This is a genomic window from Serratia sp. ID 25-353 (assembly GCF_054792795.1).
Genome location: NZ_CM139236.1, coordinates 3,967,633 through 3,985,448, shown reverse-complemented (window position 1 = coordinate 3,985,448; position 17,816 = coordinate 3,967,633). Strand labels below are relative to the sequence as shown.

Below are 17,816 nucleotides of genomic sequence, written 5' to 3'. Positions count from 1 at the left end.
ATCATGAGCGTAATCTCACTTTATCTTTAGGACTTTATTCCCCCCGATGGTTAGCATCCTGACTATCAAGCCGGCTCATTAAAATCTTTTATTTATGGGTGTGGCTTATAAGAAACGTAAATCAGGAGAAACTGACCATGGCTTCACCCAAGAAAATAGGGCTTATTGCCTGCACCGGCGTCGTCGCCGGTAATATGATGGGGAGCGGGATTGCCTTATTGCCCGCCAACCTGGCGAGTCTCGGATCTATCGCCATCTGGGGATGGGTGATCTCGATTATCGGGGCGATGTCGCTGGCCTATGTGTATGCCCGCCTCGCCACCAAAAACCCGCAGCAGGGCGGCCCTATCGCCTACGCGGGCGAAATTTCCCCGGCCTTCGGTTTCCAGACCGGCGTGCTTTATTACCATGCCAACTGGATCGGTAACCTGGCCATCGGCATTACCGCCGTTTCTTATCTCTCCACCTTCTTCCCGGCGCTGAACAACCCGGTACCTGCCGGCATCGCCTGTATCGCCATCGTGTGGATCTTCACCTTCGTCAACATGCTGGGCGGAACCTGGGTCAGCCGTTTGACCACCCTGGGCCTGGTGCTGGTGCTGATCCCGGTGATCGTGACCGCGACCCTCGGCTGGCACTGGTTTGACGCCGCCACCTATCAGGCTAACTGGAATACCTCCGGCACCACCGACAGCCATGCAGTGATCAAAAGTATCCTGCTGTGCCTGTGGGCATTCATCGGCGTGGAATCCGCGGCGGTCAGCACCGGCATGGTGAAAAATCCGAAACGCACCGTGCCGCTGGCAACCATGCTCGGCACCGGCCTGGCGGGCATCATCTACATCGCCGCCACCCAGGTGATCAGTGGTATGTTCCCGGCGTCTGAAATGGCCGCCAGCGGCGCGCCGTTCGCTATCAGCGCCTCGGCGATTATGGGCAACTGGGCTGCACCGATGGTTTCCGCCTTCACCGCCTTCGCCTGCCTGACGTCGCTGGGTTCGTGGATGATGCTGGTCGGCCAGGCCGGGGTACGCGCCGCCAACGACGGCAACTTCCCGAAAGTGTACGGCGAGCTGGATAAAAACGGCATTCCGAAGAAAGGTCTGCTGCTGGCCGGCTGCAAAATGACCGCGCTGATGGTGCTGATCACCCTGATGAGCTCCGCCGGCGGCAAAGCGTCCGACCTGTTCGGCGAACTGACCGGTATCGCGGTACTGCTGACCATGCTGCCTTACTTCTACTCCTGCGTAGACCTGATCCGCTTCGAAGGGGTCAACGTGCGCAACCTGCTGAGCCTGATCGCTTCGGTGTGCGGCTGCGGCTTCTGCTTCATCGCGCTGATGGGCGCCAACTCATTCGAACTGTCCGGCACCTTTATCATCAGCCTGATTATCCTGATGTTCTACGCCCGGAAAATGAATACCCGCCAGGCTGCCAACGCAGCGGCGGTCGATGAAAACACCACGGCCAAAGCGCACTGATTCGCGTCCGCTGACCGACTGAATTTACCCAGCCCCTTTCTTTCCGACCTGTCAGCCGCGACGGGAAGGGGCTTGCTTTGCCAGGAGAAATGCATATGAACGTTATCGCCATCATGAATCACATGGGTGTCTACTTCAAAGAAGAGCCTATCCGTGAACTGCATCAGGCGCTGGAAAGTCTGGATTTCCGCATCGTTTACCCTAACGATCGCGAAGACCTGTTGAAACTGATCGAGAACAACGCCCGTCTGTGCGGGGTGATCTTCGACTGGGACAAATACAACCTGGAGCTGTGCGAAGAGATCAGCCAGTTGAACGAATACATGCCGCTGTACGCGTTCGCCAACACCTATTCGACGCTGGACGTCAGCCTGAACGATCTGCGCATGCAGGTGCGCTTCTTCGAATATGCGCTCGGCGCGGCAACCGACATCGCCGCCAAGATCAAACAGAATACCGACGAGTATATCGACACCATCCTGCCGCCGTTGACCAAGGCGCTGTTCAAATACGTGCGTGAAGGCAAATACACCTTCTGTACGCCGGGCCACATGGGCGGCACCGCGTTCCAGAAAAGCCCGGTGGGCAGCCTGTTCTACGATTTCTTCGGCCCGAACACCATGAAGTCGGATATCTCGATCTCGGTGTCCGAACTGGGATCGTTGCTCGATCACTCCGGCCCGCACAAAGAGGCGGAAGAGTACATTTCCCGCGTGTTCAACGCCGAACGCAGCTACATGGTCACCAACGGCACCTCTACCGCCAACAAGATCGTCGGCATGTATTCGGCGCCGGCGGGCAGCACGGTGCTGATTGACCGTAACTGCCACAAGTCGCTGACTCACCTGATGATGATGAGCGACATCACGCCGATCTACTTCCGCCCGACCCGCAACGCCTACGGCATCCTCGGCGGCATTCCGCAGAGCGAGTTCCAGCGTGCCACCATCGCCAAACGCGTGAAGGACACCCCGAACGCCACCTGGCCGGTGCACGCGGTGATCACCAACTCCACCTATGACGGCCTGCTGTACAACACCGACTTTATCAAGAACACCCTGGACGTGAAGTCTATCCACTTCGATTCCGCCTGGGTGCCTTACACCAACTTCCATCCGATCTATAAAGGCAAGTGCGGCATGAGCGGCGGCCGCGTGGAGGGCAAGGTAATCTATGAAACCCAGTCCACCCACAAACTGCTGGCGGCCTTCTCGCAGGCTTCGATGATTCATGTGAAGGGCGACATCAACGAAGAAACCTTCAATGAAGCCTACATGATGCACACCACCACCTCGCCGCACTACGGCATCGTGGCATCGACCGAAACTGCTGCGGCGATGATGAAAGGCAACGCCGGCAAGCGGCTGATCAACGGCTCTATCGAGCGCGCGATCAAGTTCCGCAAAGAGATCAAACGCCTGAAAGTCGAGTCCGACGGCTGGTTCTTCGACGTCTGGCAGCCGGAGCATATCGATGAGCCGGAATGCTGGCCGCTGCGCTCCGACAGCGCCTGGCACGGTTTCAAGAACATCGACAATGAACACATGTACCTCGATCCGATCAAGGTCACCATTCTGACGCCGGGGATGAGCAAAGAAGGCGAGATGCAACCGTTCGGCATCCCGGCCAGCATCGTGGCGAAATACCTCGACGAACGCGGCATCATCGTCGAGAAAACCGGGCCGTACAATCTGCTGTTCCTGTTCAGCATCGGCATCGACAAAACCAAGGCGCTCAGCCTGCTGCGCGCGATGACCGACTTCAAACGCTCGTTCGATCTGAACCTGCGGGTGAAAAACATGCTGCCTTCGCTGTATCAGGAAGCGCCTGATTTCTATGAAAACATGCGCATTCAGGATCTGGCGCAGAACATTCACCGCCTGGTGGAGCAACACAACCTGCCGGATCTGATGTACCGCGCGTTCGAAGTGCTGCCAACCATGGTGATGAACCCGTATCAGGCGTTCCAGAAAGAGCTGCACGGCGAAGTGGAAGAAGTCTATCTGGAAGAGATGGTCGGCAAGGTCAATGCCAATATGATCCTCCCATACCCACCGGGCGTGCCGCTGGTGATGCCGGGCGAAATGCTGACCGAGGAGAGCCGGCCGGTGCTGGAGTTCCTGCAGATGCTGTGCGAAATCGGCGCGCATTATCCGGGCTTTGAAACCGACATTCACGGCGCCTATCGTCAGGCGGACGGACGTTATCGGGTGAAAGTGCTGAAGGCGAAATAACCGCAGCCAATAACAGGGGAGGCGCTCGCGCTTCCCCTTTGCCGTTCACCGACTGATGGGAGACCTCCATGAAAACACCCTCACAGCCGCGCGCAATTTACTATGTCGTAGCCATACAAATTTGGGAATATTTCAGCTTTTACGGCATGCGTGCGTTACTGATTCTCTATCTGACCCACCAACTCGGCTATACCGACAGCCACGCCATCGATCTCTACAGCGCTTATGCTTCGTTAGTTTACGTCACTCCTATTTTGGGCGGCTGGCTCGCCGATCGCCTGCTGGGCAATCGCGTCGCGGTGATTGCCGGCGCGGCGCTGATGACGCTGGGGCATATCGTGCTCGGCCTGAGCGCGGTCTCCGCCCAGTCGCTCTATCTGGCGCTGGCCATCATCATCTGCGGCTACGGCCTGTTCAAATCCAATATCAGCTGCCTGCTGGGCGAGCTGTATCCGGCGCAGGACTCGCGCCGCGAAGGGGGGTTCTCGCTGCTGTACGCCGCCGGTAACGTCGGGTCTATTTTGGCGCCGATCGCCTGCGGGTTGGCGGCCGAGCGCTATGGCTGGCACGTCGGCTTTGCGTTGGCCGGGATCGGCATGTTCGCCGGCCTGGCGATCTTCCTGCTCGGCGGGCGCCACTTCCGCCATACCCGCGGCGTGAATGCACCGCTGATGCGCGCCAAAAGCCTGGGCTTGCCGCACTGGGGTTGGCTGCTGGCGGCGCTGCTGGCATCGCCGTTGTTCTTCACGCTGCTGTTTGTGCACGACTGGGCCGGCTATTTGCTCGGGCTGGTGTGCGTGGCGGCGGTGGTGCTGGTGGCGCGCATTATGCTGCGTGCGGACGCCGGCCAGCGCCGGGGGCTGTGGCAGATCGTTGCGCTGATGCTGTTGGGCACGCTGTTCTGGGCTTTCGCCCAGCAGGGCGGCAGCTCCATCAGCCTGTTTATCGATCACTTCGTCGATCGGCGCTGGTTCGGCTGGACGGTGCCGACCGCGCTGTTCCAGTCGATTAACGCCTGTGCGGTGATGCTGGGCGGCGTGGCGCTGGCATGGCTGGCGAGCGGCGATGGCGCGGGCGACCAGACACTGCGCATCTGGTGCAAGTTCGCCTTCGGTCTGCTGTTGATCGGCGTCGGCTTTACGCTGATGGCGCTCAATACGCGGTTGCACGGGCCGGGATCGATGGGGCTGATGATCGCTGGCCTGGCAGTGATGGGCTTCGCCGAACTGTTTATCGATCCGGTGGCGATGGCGCAGATCACCCGGCTGAATATTCCCGGTGCCACCGGCGTGCTGACCGGTATCTATATGCTGGCGACCGGCTCGATCGCCAACTACCTGGCGGGCATTATCGCCAATCAGACCGCCGAGGATCACATCGAGGGGGCGGCGATGCAGGCGTATGGCCGCATTTTCGCTCAGATCGGCTGGGGAGCGGCCGGATGCGCGCTGGCGGTGATCGCGGTGCTGGGTGGCTGGTGGTTGCTGACGCGGCGCCAGGCCCGGACGGTTAATGCTTGATTGATGACGGTAGGCGGGGTTAACGTGCAGCTATGTAGAAGTGACAAAGCCTACCGATGAATACTGATCAATTAACGACGCGGGTGGCAGACCAGTTGGGCGCGCAGCAGCGGCTGCTGGTGGCGTTCAGCGGCGGCCTGGATTCCAGCGTACTGCTGCATGTGCTGGCGGCGTTGCGCCGCCAGCGTCCGGCGCTGCAGCTGCGTGCGCTGCACGTGCATCACGGCCTGAGCGCTTTCGCCGACCGCTGGGTTGAGCATTGCCGCAGCCGCTGCGCCGACTGGCAGATCCCGCTGACGGTGACGCACGTGCAGGTGGACGCCCGCCAGGGCGGCATCGAAGCGGCGGCGCGTGCGGCGCGCTATGCCGCCTTCAGCGCCGCCCTAATGGAGGGGGAAGCGCTGCTCACCGCCCAACACCTCGACGATCAAAGCGAAACCTTCCTGCTGGCGCTCAAGCGCGGCAGCGGGCCGGCGGGGCTGTCGGCGATGGCGGCGCGCGCGGCGCTGGGTGAGCACCTGCTGTTGCGGCCGCTGTTGGGCTGTTCGCGTCAGACGCTGGAAAGCTACGCGCAACGCCACGCCTTAACCTGGATAGATGACGACAGCAATCAGGACACGCGCTTCGATCGCAATTTCCTGCGGTTGCAGGTGCTGCCGCAACTCAATCAACGCTGGCCGCACTTCGCCTCGGCGGTGGCGCGCAGCGCCGGCCTGTGCGCCGAGCAGGAGCAGCTGCTGGACGAACTGCTGGCGGAACCGCTGCAAAGTCTGTTGGCGGCGGATCGATCATTGGCGATCGACGGCCTGACGGACTGTTCGCCGATGCGGCGCTTCGCCTTGCTGCGGCGCTGGATCGCGTTGTTTAACGTCACCATGCCGGCGCGTGAGCAGCTTCAGCGCCTGTGGGAAGAGGTGGCGCTCAGCCGAGAGGATGCCGAACCGCAGCTGCAGCTCGGCGCCTATCAGATTCGCCGTTTCCGCGGCCGGTTGCACCTGTTGCCGCCGCTGGCGGCGCTGCGCGATGTGCATCTGCCTTGGCAGCCTGACGAGCCGCTGGTGCTGCCGGACGGGTTGGGGCGGCTGATTGCCGGTGAGGGCGAGCTGGCGCTGCGTGCGCCGCAGCCGTCGCAGCGGATCAGCATTCGCTTCGGTGGCGCGCAGGGTACGGTGCGCATCGTGGGGCGCGCCCATTCGCGGCCGATAAAAAAACTGTGGCAGGAGCTGGGTATTCCGCCCTGGCAGCGTGAACGCATCCCGTTGATTTATTATGATGAGCAGCTGATCGCCGCGCTGGGCGTATTCGTCTGTGAAGCGGGGCTGGTGCCGGAAGGCGAACGCCCGTGGCGGCTGCGCTGGGAAAAAAATCATAATCGCGAGGAACAATAATGAAGTTTGTGGGGATCACGCTGTTGGCCGCCGGTCTGTTCAGCCTGCCGGCGTTGGCGGCGGGGGATGCGGCGGCCGGCCAGGCGAAAGCCGCCGCCTGTGCGGCGTGCCACGGCGCGCAGGGCAAGGTGACGGTGCCGATGTATCCGAACCTGGCCGGGCAGAATGCCATGTACCTGCAGCACGCGTTGCAGGCGTATAAGAAAGGGGAGCGCAACGGCGGCCAGGCCGAGGTGATGAAGGCCTACGTGTCGGGGCTGTCGGATGACGATATCGCCGATCTGGCGGCCTATTACGCCAGCCTGAAGCCTTAAATGACGAGGGCAGCCATTGGGCTGCCCTGTTGGGATGGGGTTACCGCTGCTCAGTCCGACAGACTGACGACCACGGTACCGATTTCCGGATGACTGAAACTGCTGATATGGTCCAGGCGCAGGTCGCGCTGCTGGCCGTTCTGTTCGATGGTCAGATACTCAACGCGTTTCTTTTGCAGCAGGTCGATCGCCTTGGCCTCGATCACTTCTCCGTCGCGTAACTCCAGCTTCAGAATAAGTTTATGCTGACAGGCGAGTTCCAGGTTGTCGTAGTCATCGCAATTGATGGGTTGGTACTCATCATTCATCAACATAGTCGCTCACCAATAAGTTAGCGGCGGCAAAGGCCGCCTGTTCCCTAACGGAGGACGGTAGCGCATCGTTCGCTGCGACATCGTCCAATGCCTTTAACGCACAAGCCAGCGCATCAGGCACGTAGCCAAGATCTCCACTGCCAATCTCGGCGTAAGTACGGCGTACTAACTCACAGTATTGTTGCACAGTTTCCTCCCTTAAGAACCTCTGCATCATCAAGACTACTATCGCGATGAGGCGCAGGCTCTCGGAGTTTTATCCTATCCTAGACGACTATAGCACAGCTGTTATGGAGTTATCAGCACCCCGGCACGCCTTTCGCACTGCCGCGGCCTGGCCGCGCTGGCGGCGTTCGGCCCTGATCAAGTACACTGTCGCCGGATAATAACGAGGTCACCCATGGCGCTGAAAGCAACCATTTATAAAGCCGCGGTCAATATTGCTGATATGGATCGTCACTTCTACCACGACGCCACGCTGACGCTGGCGCAACACCCGTCCGAAAACGAGCAGCGCATGATGCTGCGCCTGTTGGCCTGGATCTGCCATGCCGACGAGCGGCTGGTGTTCACCAAAGGGCTGAGCGCCGACGACGAGCCGGAGATCTGGCAGCGCAACGACCACAATGGGTTGGAAATGTGGATCGAGATGGGGTTGCCCGACGAAAAACGCATCCGCAAGGCCTGCAACCAGTCGCCGCGCGTGGTGTTGTACGCCTACGGCGAGCGCGCCGCGCACGTGTGGTGGCAGGGAATGCAGGGCAAGGTGGCCGGCTACAAGAACCTGAGCGTGCGTTTCCTCGACGACGAGCAGTTGGCGCGCCTGACGGCATTGGCCAGCCGCACCATGACGCTGCAGGCAACGCTGCAGGAGGGAACTATTTGGCTGTCCGATGCTCAGAATAGTCTGGAAATCCAGTTTGCCGAGTGGCAGCGGGCGCAGGTGTGACCGGTGCTGGAACTGTCAAGAAACGTAGCCATACCGGATAATGAGCTGGAATTGACGGCGATCCGCGCGCAGGGCGCGGGCGGCCAGCACGTGAACAAAACCTCAACGGCAATCCATTTGCGCTTTGACATCCGGGCATCCAGCCTGCCAGAGTATTATAAGGAAAGGCTGCTGGCGCTGAATCATCATCTCATTACCGCTGATGGCGTGGTGATTATCAAGGCGCAAGAGTATCGCAGTCAGGAATTGAATCGTGAAGCGGCGTTGGCCAGGCTGGCCGCGCTGATTCAGCAGGCGATGGTGGTGGAAAAAACGCGCAAGGCGACCAAGCCGACGAAAGGGGCCAAACTGCGTCGCCTGGAAGGCAAGACACGTAAAGGCGCCACCAAGGCGCTGCGTGGCAAGGTTCGCACTTAGGAATACATGAACACAGTAGGAGAATAACTGTGAAGAAAATTACGGTAGCCCTGTTCCTCGCGGCAGGCGCACTCTCGTTGTTGGGATGCAACAATCATTATCAGCCGAAGGAACAACCGCTGCAGGCGATGCCGCAGAGTTATCAAGGGCTGTTGCCTTGCGCCGATTGCGGCGGTCTGGATACGGCGCTGTTCCTGGATGAGGACGGCACCTTCGTGCTGCAGGAAACCTATCGCGGCACCAAAGACGGCGATCAGACCTTTGCCGATTACGGTAAATGGGCGCGCACTGCGGATAAACTGGTGCTGACCGACAGCAACGGCGAAAAACGCTATTTCCGTCCGGTGGGCAAGAGTCTGGAAATGCTGGATCGCAGCGGCGTGCCGATCGAGTCCAAACTGAATTACCGCCTGGATCCGGTCGAGAAGCCGTTGCCTAAAACGCCGATGACGTTGAAAGGCAGCTACACCTATATGGCGGACGCGGCGGTCTTCAAGGACTGCGCTACCGGCAAAACCTTCCCGGTGGATAACAACATCGCGCTGGAGCAAGGTTACGCCAAAGCATATAAGACCGCCGGCGAGCCGGTATTCCTGACGTTCAGCGCGCATTTCAGCGTGCAGCCGTCGATGGAGGAAGGTCTGACCGAGAAGGCGCTGGTGCCGGACGGTAAAATCGCGTTCGATCGCAGCAAGAACTGCAGCAGCAAATAAGCGATTTCGGATATAAAAAAACCCGCGTGAGCGGGTTTTTTATTTTCTGGCGTTCGTCGTTTAGCGTTTGATCTGGCCCAGCAGGAAATCAACGATTTCGCCGGTTTTGATCATTTGCTTCTCGCCGACGCGGCGGTTCTTGTACTCGATCTCTTCGTTGTCGAGGTTACGGTCGCCGATAACGATAGAGTGCGGCACGCCGATCAGCTCCATATCCGCGAACATCACGCCCGGGCGTTCTTTGCGGTCATCGAGGATCACGTCGATGCCGTGGGAGCGCAGGGTGTTGTACAGCTCTTCGGCCAGCGCCTGCACGCGGAACGACTTGTGCATGTTCATCGGCAGAATAGCGACCTGGAACGGCGCGATGGCGTCCGGCCAGATGATGCCGCGTTCGTCATGATTCTGCTCGATGGCGGCGGCCACGACGCGCGTGACCCCGATGCCGTAGCAGCCCATGGTCAGCACCTGGTTGCGGCCGTCTTCACCCTGCACGGTCGCTTTCATCGCTTCCGAGTACTTGGTGCCGAGCTGGAAGATATGGCCCACTTCGATGCCGCGTTTGATCAGCAGCGTGCCCTGACCGTCCGGGCTGGCGTCACCTTCCACCACGTTACGGATATCGGCCACCTGCGGCAGCGGCAGATCGCGCTCCCAGTTGATGCCGAAGTAGTGTTTGCCGTCAACGTTGGCGCCGGCGCCAAAGTCGCTCATCGCCGCCACGCTGCGGTCAGCAACCACCGGCATCGGCAGGTTGACCGGGCCGAGTGAACCCGGGCCGGCGCCGACGATGGCGCGAATTTCTTCTTCGGTGGCGAAGGTCAGCGGCGCGGCAACCTGCGCCAGCTTCTCGGCCTTGACTTCGTTCAGCTCGTGATCGCCGCGCACCAGCAGGGCAACCAGCTTGTGGCCGCTCTCTTCGGTGGCGCGCACCATCAGCGTCTTCACGGTTTTTTCCACCGGCAGCGGGAACTGCTCGACCAGCTCAACGATGGTTTTGGCGTTCGGCGTATCCACCAGACGCAATTCTTCGCCGGCCGCTGCGCGTGGAGCCGCCGGCGCGACCGCTTCCGCCAGCTCGATGTTGGCGGCGAAGTCGGAACCGGTGGAGAACACGATATCGTCTTCACCGCTGTCTGCCAGCACCTGGAATTCGTGCGAGGCGCTGCCGCCGATCGAGCCGGTATCGGCCTGCACCGGGCGGAAATCCAGGCCCATGCGGCTGAAGATTTTGCTGTACGCTTCGTACATCGCGTCGTAAGTCTCCTGCAGAGACTCCTGTGAGGTATGGAAGGAGTAGGCATCCTTCATCAGGAACTCACGGGAACGCATCACGCCGAAACGCGGGCGCACTTCATCACGGAACTTGGTCTGGATCTGGAAGAAGTTCAGCGGCAGCTGTTTGTACGAGCTGATCTCGTTGCGGATCAGATCGGTGATCACTTCTTCATGCGTCGGGCCCAGCACGAACGGGCGGTCGCCGCGATCGACGAAGCGCAGCAGCTCGGGGCCGTATTGCTCCCAACGGCCGCTTTCCTGCCACAAATCGGCAGGCTGAACCACCGGCATGGACACTTCGATCGCGTTAGCATTGTTCATTTCTTCGCGAACGATGTTTTCAACCTTTTTCAGAACGCGCAGGCCGGTCGGCAGCCAGGTGTAAAGACCGGAGGCCAGCTTGCGGATCATCCCGGCGCGCAGCATCAGCTGGTGGCTGATCACTTCGGCGTCGGCAGGTGTCTCCTTCAGTGTGGAGAGCAGATATTGGCTAGTACGCATGGTGTTTTGGTTCCGTTAGAACTGCAAATTGCATCGGGCTGCCAGAGTGGCGGCCAAAAGTGACAAAAGTGGTTTAGTTTACCAGCGCGAGCGGGTCGCCAAAAGAGAGGCGGCGGAATTTTAACGCGGGTCGAGCGCCAACACTTCGGTATGACCATCCACGACGCGCCAGCGCACGTTGAAATCCAGCAGCCAGACGGCGTAATCCCGTTCGACGCCCTCTCCTTTACGATAGGCGGGACGGGGGTCTTGCGCCAGCACCTGGCTGATAAAACGCCTTAATTGCGGGTAACGCGCCTGATGTTGCTGCAGCTGCTGCTCGGCCTGTGGCGCGAAACGTACCGGCATATCGCCGGCGGGCGCGGCCTGGGCAAAGCCGGCGCGGGCCTGCGGCTGGCTTTCGGCGAACGGCAGATACGGCTTGATGTCTACCACCGGGGTACCGTCGACCAGATCGAGGCTGCCCAGCTCCAGCGTCACTTCGCCGTTTTTTACCCGCACGCCTTTCAGTTCGATCAGGGACATGCCGAGCGGGTTGGGCCGGAAGGTGGAGCGGGTGGCGAACACGCCCATGCGGGCATTGCCGCCTAAACGCGGCGGACGCACCGTCGGCCGCCAGCCGCCTTCCAGGGTTTGATGGAAAATGAACATCACCCACAGATGGCTGAAATCGCTGAGGCCGCGTACCGCCTCCGCCTGGTTGTAGGGCGGCAACAGCAGCAGTTCGCCGCCACCGTCTTCGACCAGCCCCGGCTGGCGGGGAACGGCGAATTTTTCTTTATACGGCGAGCGGATCACGCCGATCTGCTCGAAAACGAATTCGGTCATTTGGACGAGACGTTAAGCGCCGAGCCCTGGCAGACGGCCTGCTGGTAACAACCGGCGACGCCGCTGACGATCTGGCAGTCGTGCAGCAGCACGGCATTGGCCTTCATGTAAGACGCGCGGATTTGCATGCGTTTACGGGCGGTGGCCAGATTCGGTGGGGAGTCTTGTACGGTGGTTTGGCACGATTCGCCAGACACTTCACCCAGATCGCGGAACGGCTTGCCCACGAGCTCTTCTGCACTTTTGTACAGTTTTACCGGAGCGGGGCGGGCGGCCGGCGTAGTTTTGGCCGGGGCGGTGGTGGTCGGCTTGCTGGTGCTGTTTGTTGAGGACGGCGCGATACGTTGCGATGAACATCCGGCCAGCGCGAGCGCTAACAAACAGAGAGGTAAAACACGCATTGAGATTCCTCTGCCTTAATGAAAGTGGCGCTATTGAAGCAATCTATGGCGGAAATAACAAGACGGGCCTTGGCCCGTCTTGCAATTATAGGAATAAAATTGGCGAATAAGCGCTTACCAGCCTTTCACCGCCCCGCCGTTGAAGATTTTGTTGGCGGCGGCGTCCACTTCGTCAGACTGATAGGCCTGCACGAATTTCTTCACGTTTTCCGCATCTTTGTTATCTTCGCGCGCAACCAGCAGGTTGACGTAAGGCGAGTCTTTATCTTCCACGAACAGGCCGTCTTTCGCCGGCGTCAGGCCGATCTGGCTGGCGTAGGTGGTGTTGATCACCGCCAGCGCGATCTGCTGATCGTCCAGAGAACGTGGCAACTGAGGCGCTTCCAGCTCAACCAGCTTCAGGTTTTTCGGGTTCTCGGTCACGTCCAGCACGGTCGGCAACAGGCCAACGCCGTCCTTCAGTTTGATCAAGCCGACTTTCTGCAGCAGCAGCAGCGAACGGCCCAGGTTGGTCGGATCGTTAGGCAGTGCGATCTGAGAACCCTCTTTCAGCTCGTCCAGCGATTTGATTTTCTTGGAGTAACCGGCAATCGGGTAAACAAAGGTGCTGCCGACCGGCACCAGCTTGTAGCCGCGATCTTTGATTTGCTGATCCAGGTACGGCTTGTGCTGGAAGGCGTTCAGATCGATATCGCCTTTGCTCAGCGCTTCGTTAGGCAACACGTAGTCGTTGAAGGTTACCAGCTCAACGTCCAGACCGTATTTCTCTTTCGCCACTTTCTGAGCGACTTCAGCCACTTGCTGCTCAGCGCCGACGATCACGCCGACCTTGATATGGTTTGGATTCTTTTCATCCTGGCCACAGCCCGCCAGAGCCAGAGTGCCGATCAGTGCGCCAATTGCCGCGATGGATTTAAATTTTAACGACATATCCCTTCCTCATTAGACTCGCATTAACATGCTGTGAAACTATTTATGGGTAACGGCTTTGACGATGCGATCGCCGCAGAACTGGATCAGATAAACCAAAACTACCAGTAATACTAATACGGTATTCATCACTGTGGCGTTATAACCGATATAACCGTATTGGTAACCGATTTGGCCCAGGCCGCCGGCGCCGACCGCGCCGCCCATGGCGGAGTAGCCCACCAGGGTGATCAGCGTGATGGTTGCGGCGTTGACCAGACCCGGCAAGGCTTCCGGCAGCAACACTTTCTTGATGATCTGCATCGGCGTGGCGCCCATGGCGCGCGCCGCTTCCACCAGGCCGGACGGGATCTCCAGCAGGGCGTTTTCCACCATGCGCGCGATGAACGGCGCGGCGCCCACGGTCAACGGCACGATGGCCGCCTGCAGACCGATAGAGGTGCCGACGATCATGCGGGTAAACGGAATCATCCAAACCAGCAGGATAATGAACGGGATCGAACGGAAGATGTTCACCAGCCCGGACAGGATTTTATACAGCGAGTTGTTGGCGATGATTTGCCCCGGGCGGGTGACATACAGCAGCACGCCTACCGGCAGGCCGAGCACGAAACCGAAGAAGCCGGAGACAAAGGTCATCATGACGGTTTCCCACACGCCACGCGCCATCAACCACATCATTGCCTCAGACATAACCCAGAACCTCTACTTTTACCTGATTTTCTTGCAGGAACTTAATCGTCGCCAGCGCGTCTTCGTCGCTGCCGTGCAGCTCCGCCAGCATCACGCCGAATTTCACGCCGCCGGCATAATCCATCTGGGCGCTGATAATGTTGTTGTTCACGTTGAAGCGGCGAGCGGCTTCAGACAGCAGCGGCGCATCGACCGACTGGCCGGTGAATTCCAGGCGCAAAAGCGGCTGGCGGTCGCCCTGACGTTCCGGCGACAGGCGCGCGGCGTAGTCGTCCGGGATATCGAGATGCAGCGTGGACTGAATGAACTGCTGGGCCAGCGGGGTTTTCGGGTGCGAGAACACTTCGCTGACGCTGTCTTTTTCGATCAGCTGCCCCTGGCTAATGACCGCGACCTGGTCGCAGATGCGTTTCACCACGTCCATTTCGTGGGTGATGAGCAGAATGGTCAGGCCCAGGCGGCGGTTGATGTCTTTCAGCAGTTCCAGGATGGAACGGGTGGTGGCCGGATCCAACGCGCTGGTGGCTTCGTCGCACAGCAGTACTTTCGGGTTGCTGGCCAGCGCGCGGGCGATCGCCACGCGCTGTTTCTGGCCGCCGGACAGGTTGGCCGGGTAGGCGTCGTGTTTGTCCGCCAGGCCGACCAGCTCCAGCAGTTCGGTCACGCGCTTTTTGATCTCGGCACGCGGCGTATTGTCCAGCTCCAGCGGCAGCGCCACGTTGCCGAATACCGTGCGGGAAGAGAGCAGGTTGAAGTGCTGGAAGATCATGCCGATTTGGCGACGGGCGCGCGTCAGTTCGCTTTCCGACAGCGAAGTCAGATCCTGACCATCGACCAGGACCTGGCCGGACGTTGGGCGCTCCAGCATGTTGGCGCAGCGGATCAGCGTGCTTTTGCCGGCGCCGGAAGACCCGATAACGCCATAGATTTGCCCGGCAGGGACGTGAAGGGTCACGTCAGAGAGCGCGGTAATGGTGCGCGAACCCTGCTGGAACACTTTAGTAATGTTAGAAAGTTTAATCATATTCTTCTTATTTTAGCGTGGTTGCCCGTGGCTAGATAAAAGTAAACCTCGGCGTGGAACCAAGGTATGGATCAGATGTTAAGGCGTCTAGACGTCCAAGTCAACGGCCAACGACGTTCTCCGGCGTTCTCAGTGCGGGGTAAAACATGCGATACTGTCAGCGTATACAGGCCCTCAGGAGCAAAGCGGTGACACAAAGCGTTCCAGCAATTTTTCTCGATCGTGACGGTACGATTAACGTTGACCATGGCTATGTCCATGAAATCGACAATTTCCACTTTATTGACGGCGTGATTGACGCCTGTCGCGAACTCAAAAAGATGGGCTTCGCGCTGGTGATGGTGACCAACCAGTCCGGCATTGCGCGCGGCAAGTTCAGCGAAGACCAATTTATGTACCTGACCGAGTGGATGGACTGGTCGCTGGCCGATCGCGACGTCGACTTCGACGGCATCTATTTCTGCCCGCACCATCCGGAGGCAGTAGTAGAAGAGTATCGTCAGGTGTGTGACTGCCGTAAACCGCAGCCGGGCATGCTGCTGCAAGCGCAGCAGGAATTGAACATCGATATGGCCGCTTCTTATATGGTGGGCGATAAACCGGAAGATATGCAGGCGGCGATCGCGGCCGGCGTTGGCACCAAGGTGCTGGTGCGTACCGGCAAACCGGTGACCGAGCAGGGCGAAAAGCTGGCCGATTGGGTGCTAAATAGCCTGGCGGACCTGCCGGCAGCCATCAAAAAGCGGGTTTAATAGGCGTTACGAATGAATAGTGAGCGGTCAGATAAAAAATGCATATTATCGCTTGTCATTCTGAACCGACTCCCTATAATGCGCCTCCATCGACACGGCGCAAGTGATTCACTTCACACAGCGGCCGGGAAGAAAGAGAAAAAATCCTGAAAATTAGGGTTGACTCTGAAAGAGGAAAGCGTAATATACGCCACCTCGAGTTAGCAAGCGAAAGCGCCTAACTCACTGCTCTTTAACAATTTATCAGACAATCTGTGTGGGCACTCCACAAGACGATATCCAGCATCTTCGGATGCAAAAAAATATCAAGTCTTGAAGAGTGACTAACTGAAGTAAAATTCATGCAGTAAATCTTTGAGCATCGCTTCTCGAGTGGAAGCAAATCAAGCTTTTAATTGAAGAGTTTGATCATGGCTCAGATTGAACGCTGGCGGCAGGCTTAACACATGCAAGTCGAGCGGTAGCACAGGAGAGCTTGCTCTCTGGGTGACGAGCGGCGGACGGGTGAGTAATGTCTGGGAAACTGCCTGATGGAGGGGGATAACTACTGGAAACGGTAGCTAATACCGCATAACGTCGCAAGACCAAAGAGGGGGACCTTCGGGCCTCTTGCCATCAGATGTGCCCAGATGGGATTAGCTAGTAGGTGGGGTAATGGCTCACCTAGGCGACGATCCCTAGCTGGTCTGAGAGGATGACCAGCCACACTGGAACTGAGACACGGTCCAGACTCCTACGGGAGGCAGCAGTGGGGAATATTGCACAATGGGCGCAAGCCTGATGCAGCCATGCCGCGTGTGTGAAGAAGGCCTTCGGGTTGTAAAGCACTTTCAGCGAGGAGGAAGGTGGTGAGCTTAATACGCTCATCAATTGACGTTACTCGCAGAAGAAGCACCGGCTAACTCCGTGCCAGCAGCCGCGGTAATACGGAGGGTGCAAGCGTTAATCGGAATTACTGGGCGTAAAGCGCACGCAGGCGGTTTGTTAAGTCAGATGTGAAATCCCCGGGCTCAACCTGGGAACTGCATTTGAAACTGGCAAGCTAGAGTCTCGTAGAGGGGGGTAGAATTCCAGGTGTAGCGGTGAAATGCGTAGAGATCTGGAGGAATACCGGTGGCGAAGGCGGCCCCCTGGACGAAGACTGACGCTCAGGTGCGAAAGCGTGGGGAGCAAACAGGATTAGATACCCTGGTAGTCCACGCTGTAAACGATGTCGATTTGGAGGTTGTGCCCTTGAGGCGTGGCTTCCGGAGCTAACGCGTTAAATCGACCGCCTGGGGAGTACGGCCGCAAGGTTAAAACTCAAATGAATTGACGGGGGCCCGCACAAGCGGTGGAGCATGTGGTTTAATTCGATGCAACGCGAAGAACCTTACCTACTCTTGACATCCAGAGAACTTTCCAGAGATGGATTGGTGCCTTCGGGAACTCTGAGACAGGTGCTGCATGGCTGTCGTCAGCTCGTGTTGTGAAATGTTGGGTTAAGTCCCGCAACGAGCGCAACCCTTATCCTTTGTTGCCAGCGGTTCGGCCGGGAACTCAAAGGAGACTGCCAGTGATAAACTGGAGGAAGGTGGGGATGACGTCAAGTCATCATGGCCCTTACGAGTAGGGCTACACACGTGCTACAATGGCATATACAAAGAGAAGCGACCTCGCGAGAGCAAGCGGACCTCATAAAGTATGTCGTAGTCCGGATTGGAGTCTGCAACTCGACTCCATGAAGTCGGAATCGCTAGTAATCGTAGATCAGAATGCTACGGTGAATACGTTCCCGGGCCTTGTACACACCGCCCGTCACACCATGGGAGTGGGTTGCAAAAGAAGTAGGTAGCTTAACCTTCGGGAGGGCGCTTACCACTTTGTGATTCATGACTGGGGTGAAGTCGTAACAAGGTAACCGTAGGGGAACCTGCGGTTGGATCACCTCCTTACCTAAAGATATTAGTTCGAGTGGCGTGCTCACACAGATTGTCTGATGAAAAAGTAATGAGCAAACAAAACCTTGTGGTATAGGTAAGTGCCAGGAGATTTGTGACTGTCCAGTGCAGTGACAAACGACAATGGCGCTCGATTTTT

The 17,816-nt window shown here is 58.6% G+C and carries 17 protein-coding genes and 1 rRNA gene; 10 read left to right on the top strand and 8 right to left on the bottom strand.

Going from position 1 to position 17,816, the window contains the following annotated elements:
• The first annotated feature begins 137 nt into the window (after positions 1-137).
• The 5 genes from cadB (at position 138) to ACYF6X_RS19205 (ending at position 6,937) form a co-directional block, all read left to right on the top strand.
• The gene (cadB, locus tag ACYF6X_RS19225; protein WP_033635727.1) at positions 138-1,481 is read left to right on the top strand and encodes a cadaverine/lysine antiporter; all 1,344 of its coding nucleotides are present in this window, start codon (positions 138-140) and stop codon (positions 1,479-1,481) included.
• A gap of 95 nt (positions 1,482-1,576) precedes the next feature.
• Positions 1,577-3,715, top strand: coding sequence for a lysine decarboxylase CadA (gene cadA / locus ACYF6X_RS19220; RefSeq protein ID WP_038878804.1), 2,139 nt, complete (start codon positions 1,577-1,579; stop codon positions 3,713-3,715).
• A gap of 68 nt (positions 3,716-3,783) precedes the next feature.
• Positions 3,784-5,235: a dipeptide permease DtpD gene (gene dtpD / locus ACYF6X_RS19215; RefSeq protein ID WP_130017426.1), complete on the top strand. Its 1,452-nt coding sequence runs from the start codon at positions 3,784-3,786 to the stop codon at positions 5,233-5,235.
• Between the two features lie 56 nt (positions 5,236-5,291).
• On the top strand, positions 5,292-6,623 hold the full coding sequence (gene tilS, locus ACYF6X_RS19210; protein WP_130017425.1) for a tRNA lysidine(34) synthetase TilS: 1,332 nt from the start codon (positions 5,292-5,294) through the stop codon (positions 6,621-6,623).
• The gene (locus tag ACYF6X_RS19205; RefSeq protein ID WP_063990775.1) at positions 6,623-6,937 is read left to right on the top strand and encodes a c-type cytochrome; all 315 of its coding nucleotides are present in this window, start codon (positions 6,623-6,625) and stop codon (positions 6,935-6,937) included. The genes tilS and ACYF6X_RS19205 overlap by 1 nt, the downstream gene beginning before the upstream one ends.
• A 50-nt stretch (positions 6,938-6,987) precedes the next feature.
• Here the strand turns inward: ACYF6X_RS19205 and rof are convergent, their stop codons facing one another.
• Positions 6,988-7,251 (bottom strand): Rho-binding antiterminator, encoded by a 264-nt coding sequence (gene rof / locus ACYF6X_RS19200; RefSeq protein WP_004931991.1) that lies wholly within the window; start codon positions 7,249-7,251, stop codon positions 6,988-6,990.
• On the bottom strand, positions 7,238-7,438 hold the full coding sequence (locus tag ACYF6X_RS19195; protein WP_004931993.1) for a YaeP family protein: 201 nt from the start codon (positions 7,436-7,438) through the stop codon (positions 7,238-7,240). The genes rof and ACYF6X_RS19195 overlap by 14 nt, the downstream gene beginning before the upstream one ends.
• 213 nt (positions 7,439-7,651) lie before the next feature.
• On the opposite strand from ACYF6X_RS19195, the gene ACYF6X_RS19190 reads away from it, so the two are divergent.
• From ACYF6X_RS19190 to nlpE, 3 genes are read left to right on the top strand one after another with little or no spacing between them, the layout of a single operon-like run.
• Positions 7,652-8,200, top strand: a complete 549-nt coding sequence (locus ACYF6X_RS19190) for a YaeQ family protein (protein ID WP_004931995.1) — start codon at positions 7,652-7,654, stop codon at positions 8,198-8,200.
• 3 nt (positions 8,201-8,203) lie between these two features.
• On the top strand, positions 8,204-8,617 hold the full coding sequence (arfB, locus tag ACYF6X_RS19185; protein WP_063990777.1) for an alternative ribosome rescue aminoacyl-tRNA hydrolase ArfB: 414 nt from the start codon (positions 8,204-8,206) through the stop codon (positions 8,615-8,617).
• Positions 8,618-8,646: 29 nt separating this feature from the next.
• The gene (nlpE, locus tag ACYF6X_RS19180; RefSeq protein ID WP_063990778.1) at positions 8,647-9,330 is read left to right on the top strand and encodes an envelope stress response activation lipoprotein NlpE; all 684 of its coding nucleotides are present in this window, start codon (positions 8,647-8,649) and stop codon (positions 9,328-9,330) included.
• A 60-nt stretch (positions 9,331-9,390) separates the two neighbouring features.
• Here the strand turns inward: nlpE and proS are convergent, their stop codons facing one another.
• From proS to metN, 6 genes are all read right to left on the bottom strand, one after another.
• A complete protein-coding gene (proS, locus tag ACYF6X_RS19175) occupies positions 9,391-11,109 on the bottom strand; it encodes a proline--tRNA ligase (protein ID WP_130017424.1) in 1,719 nt (572 codons plus the stop codon).
• A gap of 120 nt (positions 11,110-11,229) precedes the next feature.
• Positions 11,230-11,937, bottom strand: coding sequence for a tRNA (N6-threonylcarbamoyladenosine(37)-N6)-methyltransferase TrmO (tsaA, locus tag ACYF6X_RS19170; RefSeq protein ID WP_063990780.1), 708 nt, complete (start codon positions 11,935-11,937; stop codon positions 11,230-11,232).
• Positions 11,934-12,338, bottom strand: coding sequence for an Rcs stress response system protein RcsF (gene rcsF / locus ACYF6X_RS19165; RefSeq protein ID WP_025304011.1), 405 nt, complete (start codon positions 12,336-12,338; stop codon positions 11,934-11,936). The genes tsaA and rcsF overlap by 4 nt, the downstream gene beginning before the upstream one ends.
• A gap of 114 nt (positions 12,339-12,452) precedes the next feature.
• Positions 12,453-13,268, bottom strand: a complete 816-nt coding sequence (locus ACYF6X_RS19160) for a MetQ/NlpA family lipoprotein (RefSeq protein WP_063990782.1) — start codon at positions 13,266-13,268, stop codon at positions 12,453-12,455.
• A gap of 39 nt (positions 13,269-13,307) precedes the next feature.
• Entirely contained in the window at positions 13,308-13,961 is a 654-nt protein-coding gene (locus ACYF6X_RS19155; protein ID WP_004932010.1) for a methionine ABC transporter permease MetI, read from the bottom strand.
• Complete coding sequence (gene metN / locus ACYF6X_RS19150; RefSeq protein WP_004932012.1) at positions 13,954-14,985, bottom strand: methionine ABC transporter ATP-binding protein MetN; 1,032 nt, start codon at positions 14,983-14,985, stop codon at positions 13,954-13,956. The genes ACYF6X_RS19155 and metN overlap by 8 nt, the downstream gene beginning before the upstream one ends.
• A gap of 188 nt (positions 14,986-15,173) precedes the next feature.
• On the opposite strand from metN, the gene gmhB reads away from it, so the two are divergent.
• Positions 15,174-15,737 (top strand): D-glycero-beta-D-manno-heptose 1,7-bisphosphate 7-phosphatase, encoded by a 564-nt coding sequence (gmhB, locus tag ACYF6X_RS19145; protein WP_015378880.1) that lies wholly within the window; start codon positions 15,174-15,176, stop codon positions 15,735-15,737.
• A gap of 392 nt (positions 15,738-16,129) precedes the next feature.
• Positions 16,130-17,671, top strand: a 16S ribosomal RNA gene (locus tag ACYF6X_RS19140).
• Positions 17,672-17,816 lie beyond the last annotated feature (145 nt).

Bases quoted from the DNA above. Each gene is read 5' to 3' on its own strand.
- cadB (WP_033635727.1), top strand. From the start codon at position 138: ATGGCTTCACCCAAGAAAATAGGGCTTATTGCCTGCACCGGCGTCGTC.
- cadA (WP_038878804.1), top strand. From the start codon at position 1,577: ATGAACGTTATCGCCATCATGAATCACATGGGTGTCTACTTCAAAGAA.
- dtpD (WP_130017426.1), top strand. From the start codon at position 3,784: ATGAAAACACCCTCACAGCCGCGCGCAATTTACTATGTCGTAGCCATA.
- tilS (WP_130017425.1), top strand. From the start codon at position 5,292: ATGAATACTGATCAATTAACGACGCGGGTGGCAGACCAGTTGGGCGCG.
- ACYF6X_RS19205 (WP_063990775.1), top strand. From the start codon at position 6,623: ATGAAGTTTGTGGGGATCACGCTGTTGGCCGCCGGTCTGTTCAGCCTG.
- rof (WP_004931991.1), bottom strand. From the start codon at position 7,251: ATGTTGATGAATGATGAGTACCAACCCATCAATTGCGATGACTACGAC.
- ACYF6X_RS19190 (WP_004931995.1), top strand. From the start codon at position 7,652: ATGGCGCTGAAAGCAACCATTTATAAAGCCGCGGTCAATATTGCTGAT.
- proS (WP_130017424.1), bottom strand. From the start codon at position 11,109: ATGCGTACTAGCCAATATCTGCTCTCCACACTGAAGGAGACACCTGCC.
- tsaA (WP_063990780.1), bottom strand. From the start codon at position 11,937: ATGACCGAATTCGTTTTCGAGCAGATCGGCGTGATCCGCTCGCCGTAT.
- rcsF (WP_025304011.1), bottom strand. From the start codon at position 12,338: ATGCGTGTTTTACCTCTCTGTTTGTTAGCGCTCGCGCTGGCCGGATGT.
- ACYF6X_RS19160 (WP_063990782.1), bottom strand. From the start codon at position 13,268: ATGTCGTTAAAATTTAAATCCATCGCGGCAATTGGCGCACTGATCGGC.
- ACYF6X_RS19155 (WP_004932010.1), bottom strand. From the start codon at position 13,961: ATGTCTGAGGCAATGATGTGGTTGATGGCGCGTGGCGTGTGGGAAACC.
- metN (WP_004932012.1), bottom strand. From the start codon at position 14,985: ATGATTAAACTTTCTAACATTACTAAAGTGTTCCAGCAGGGTTCGCGC.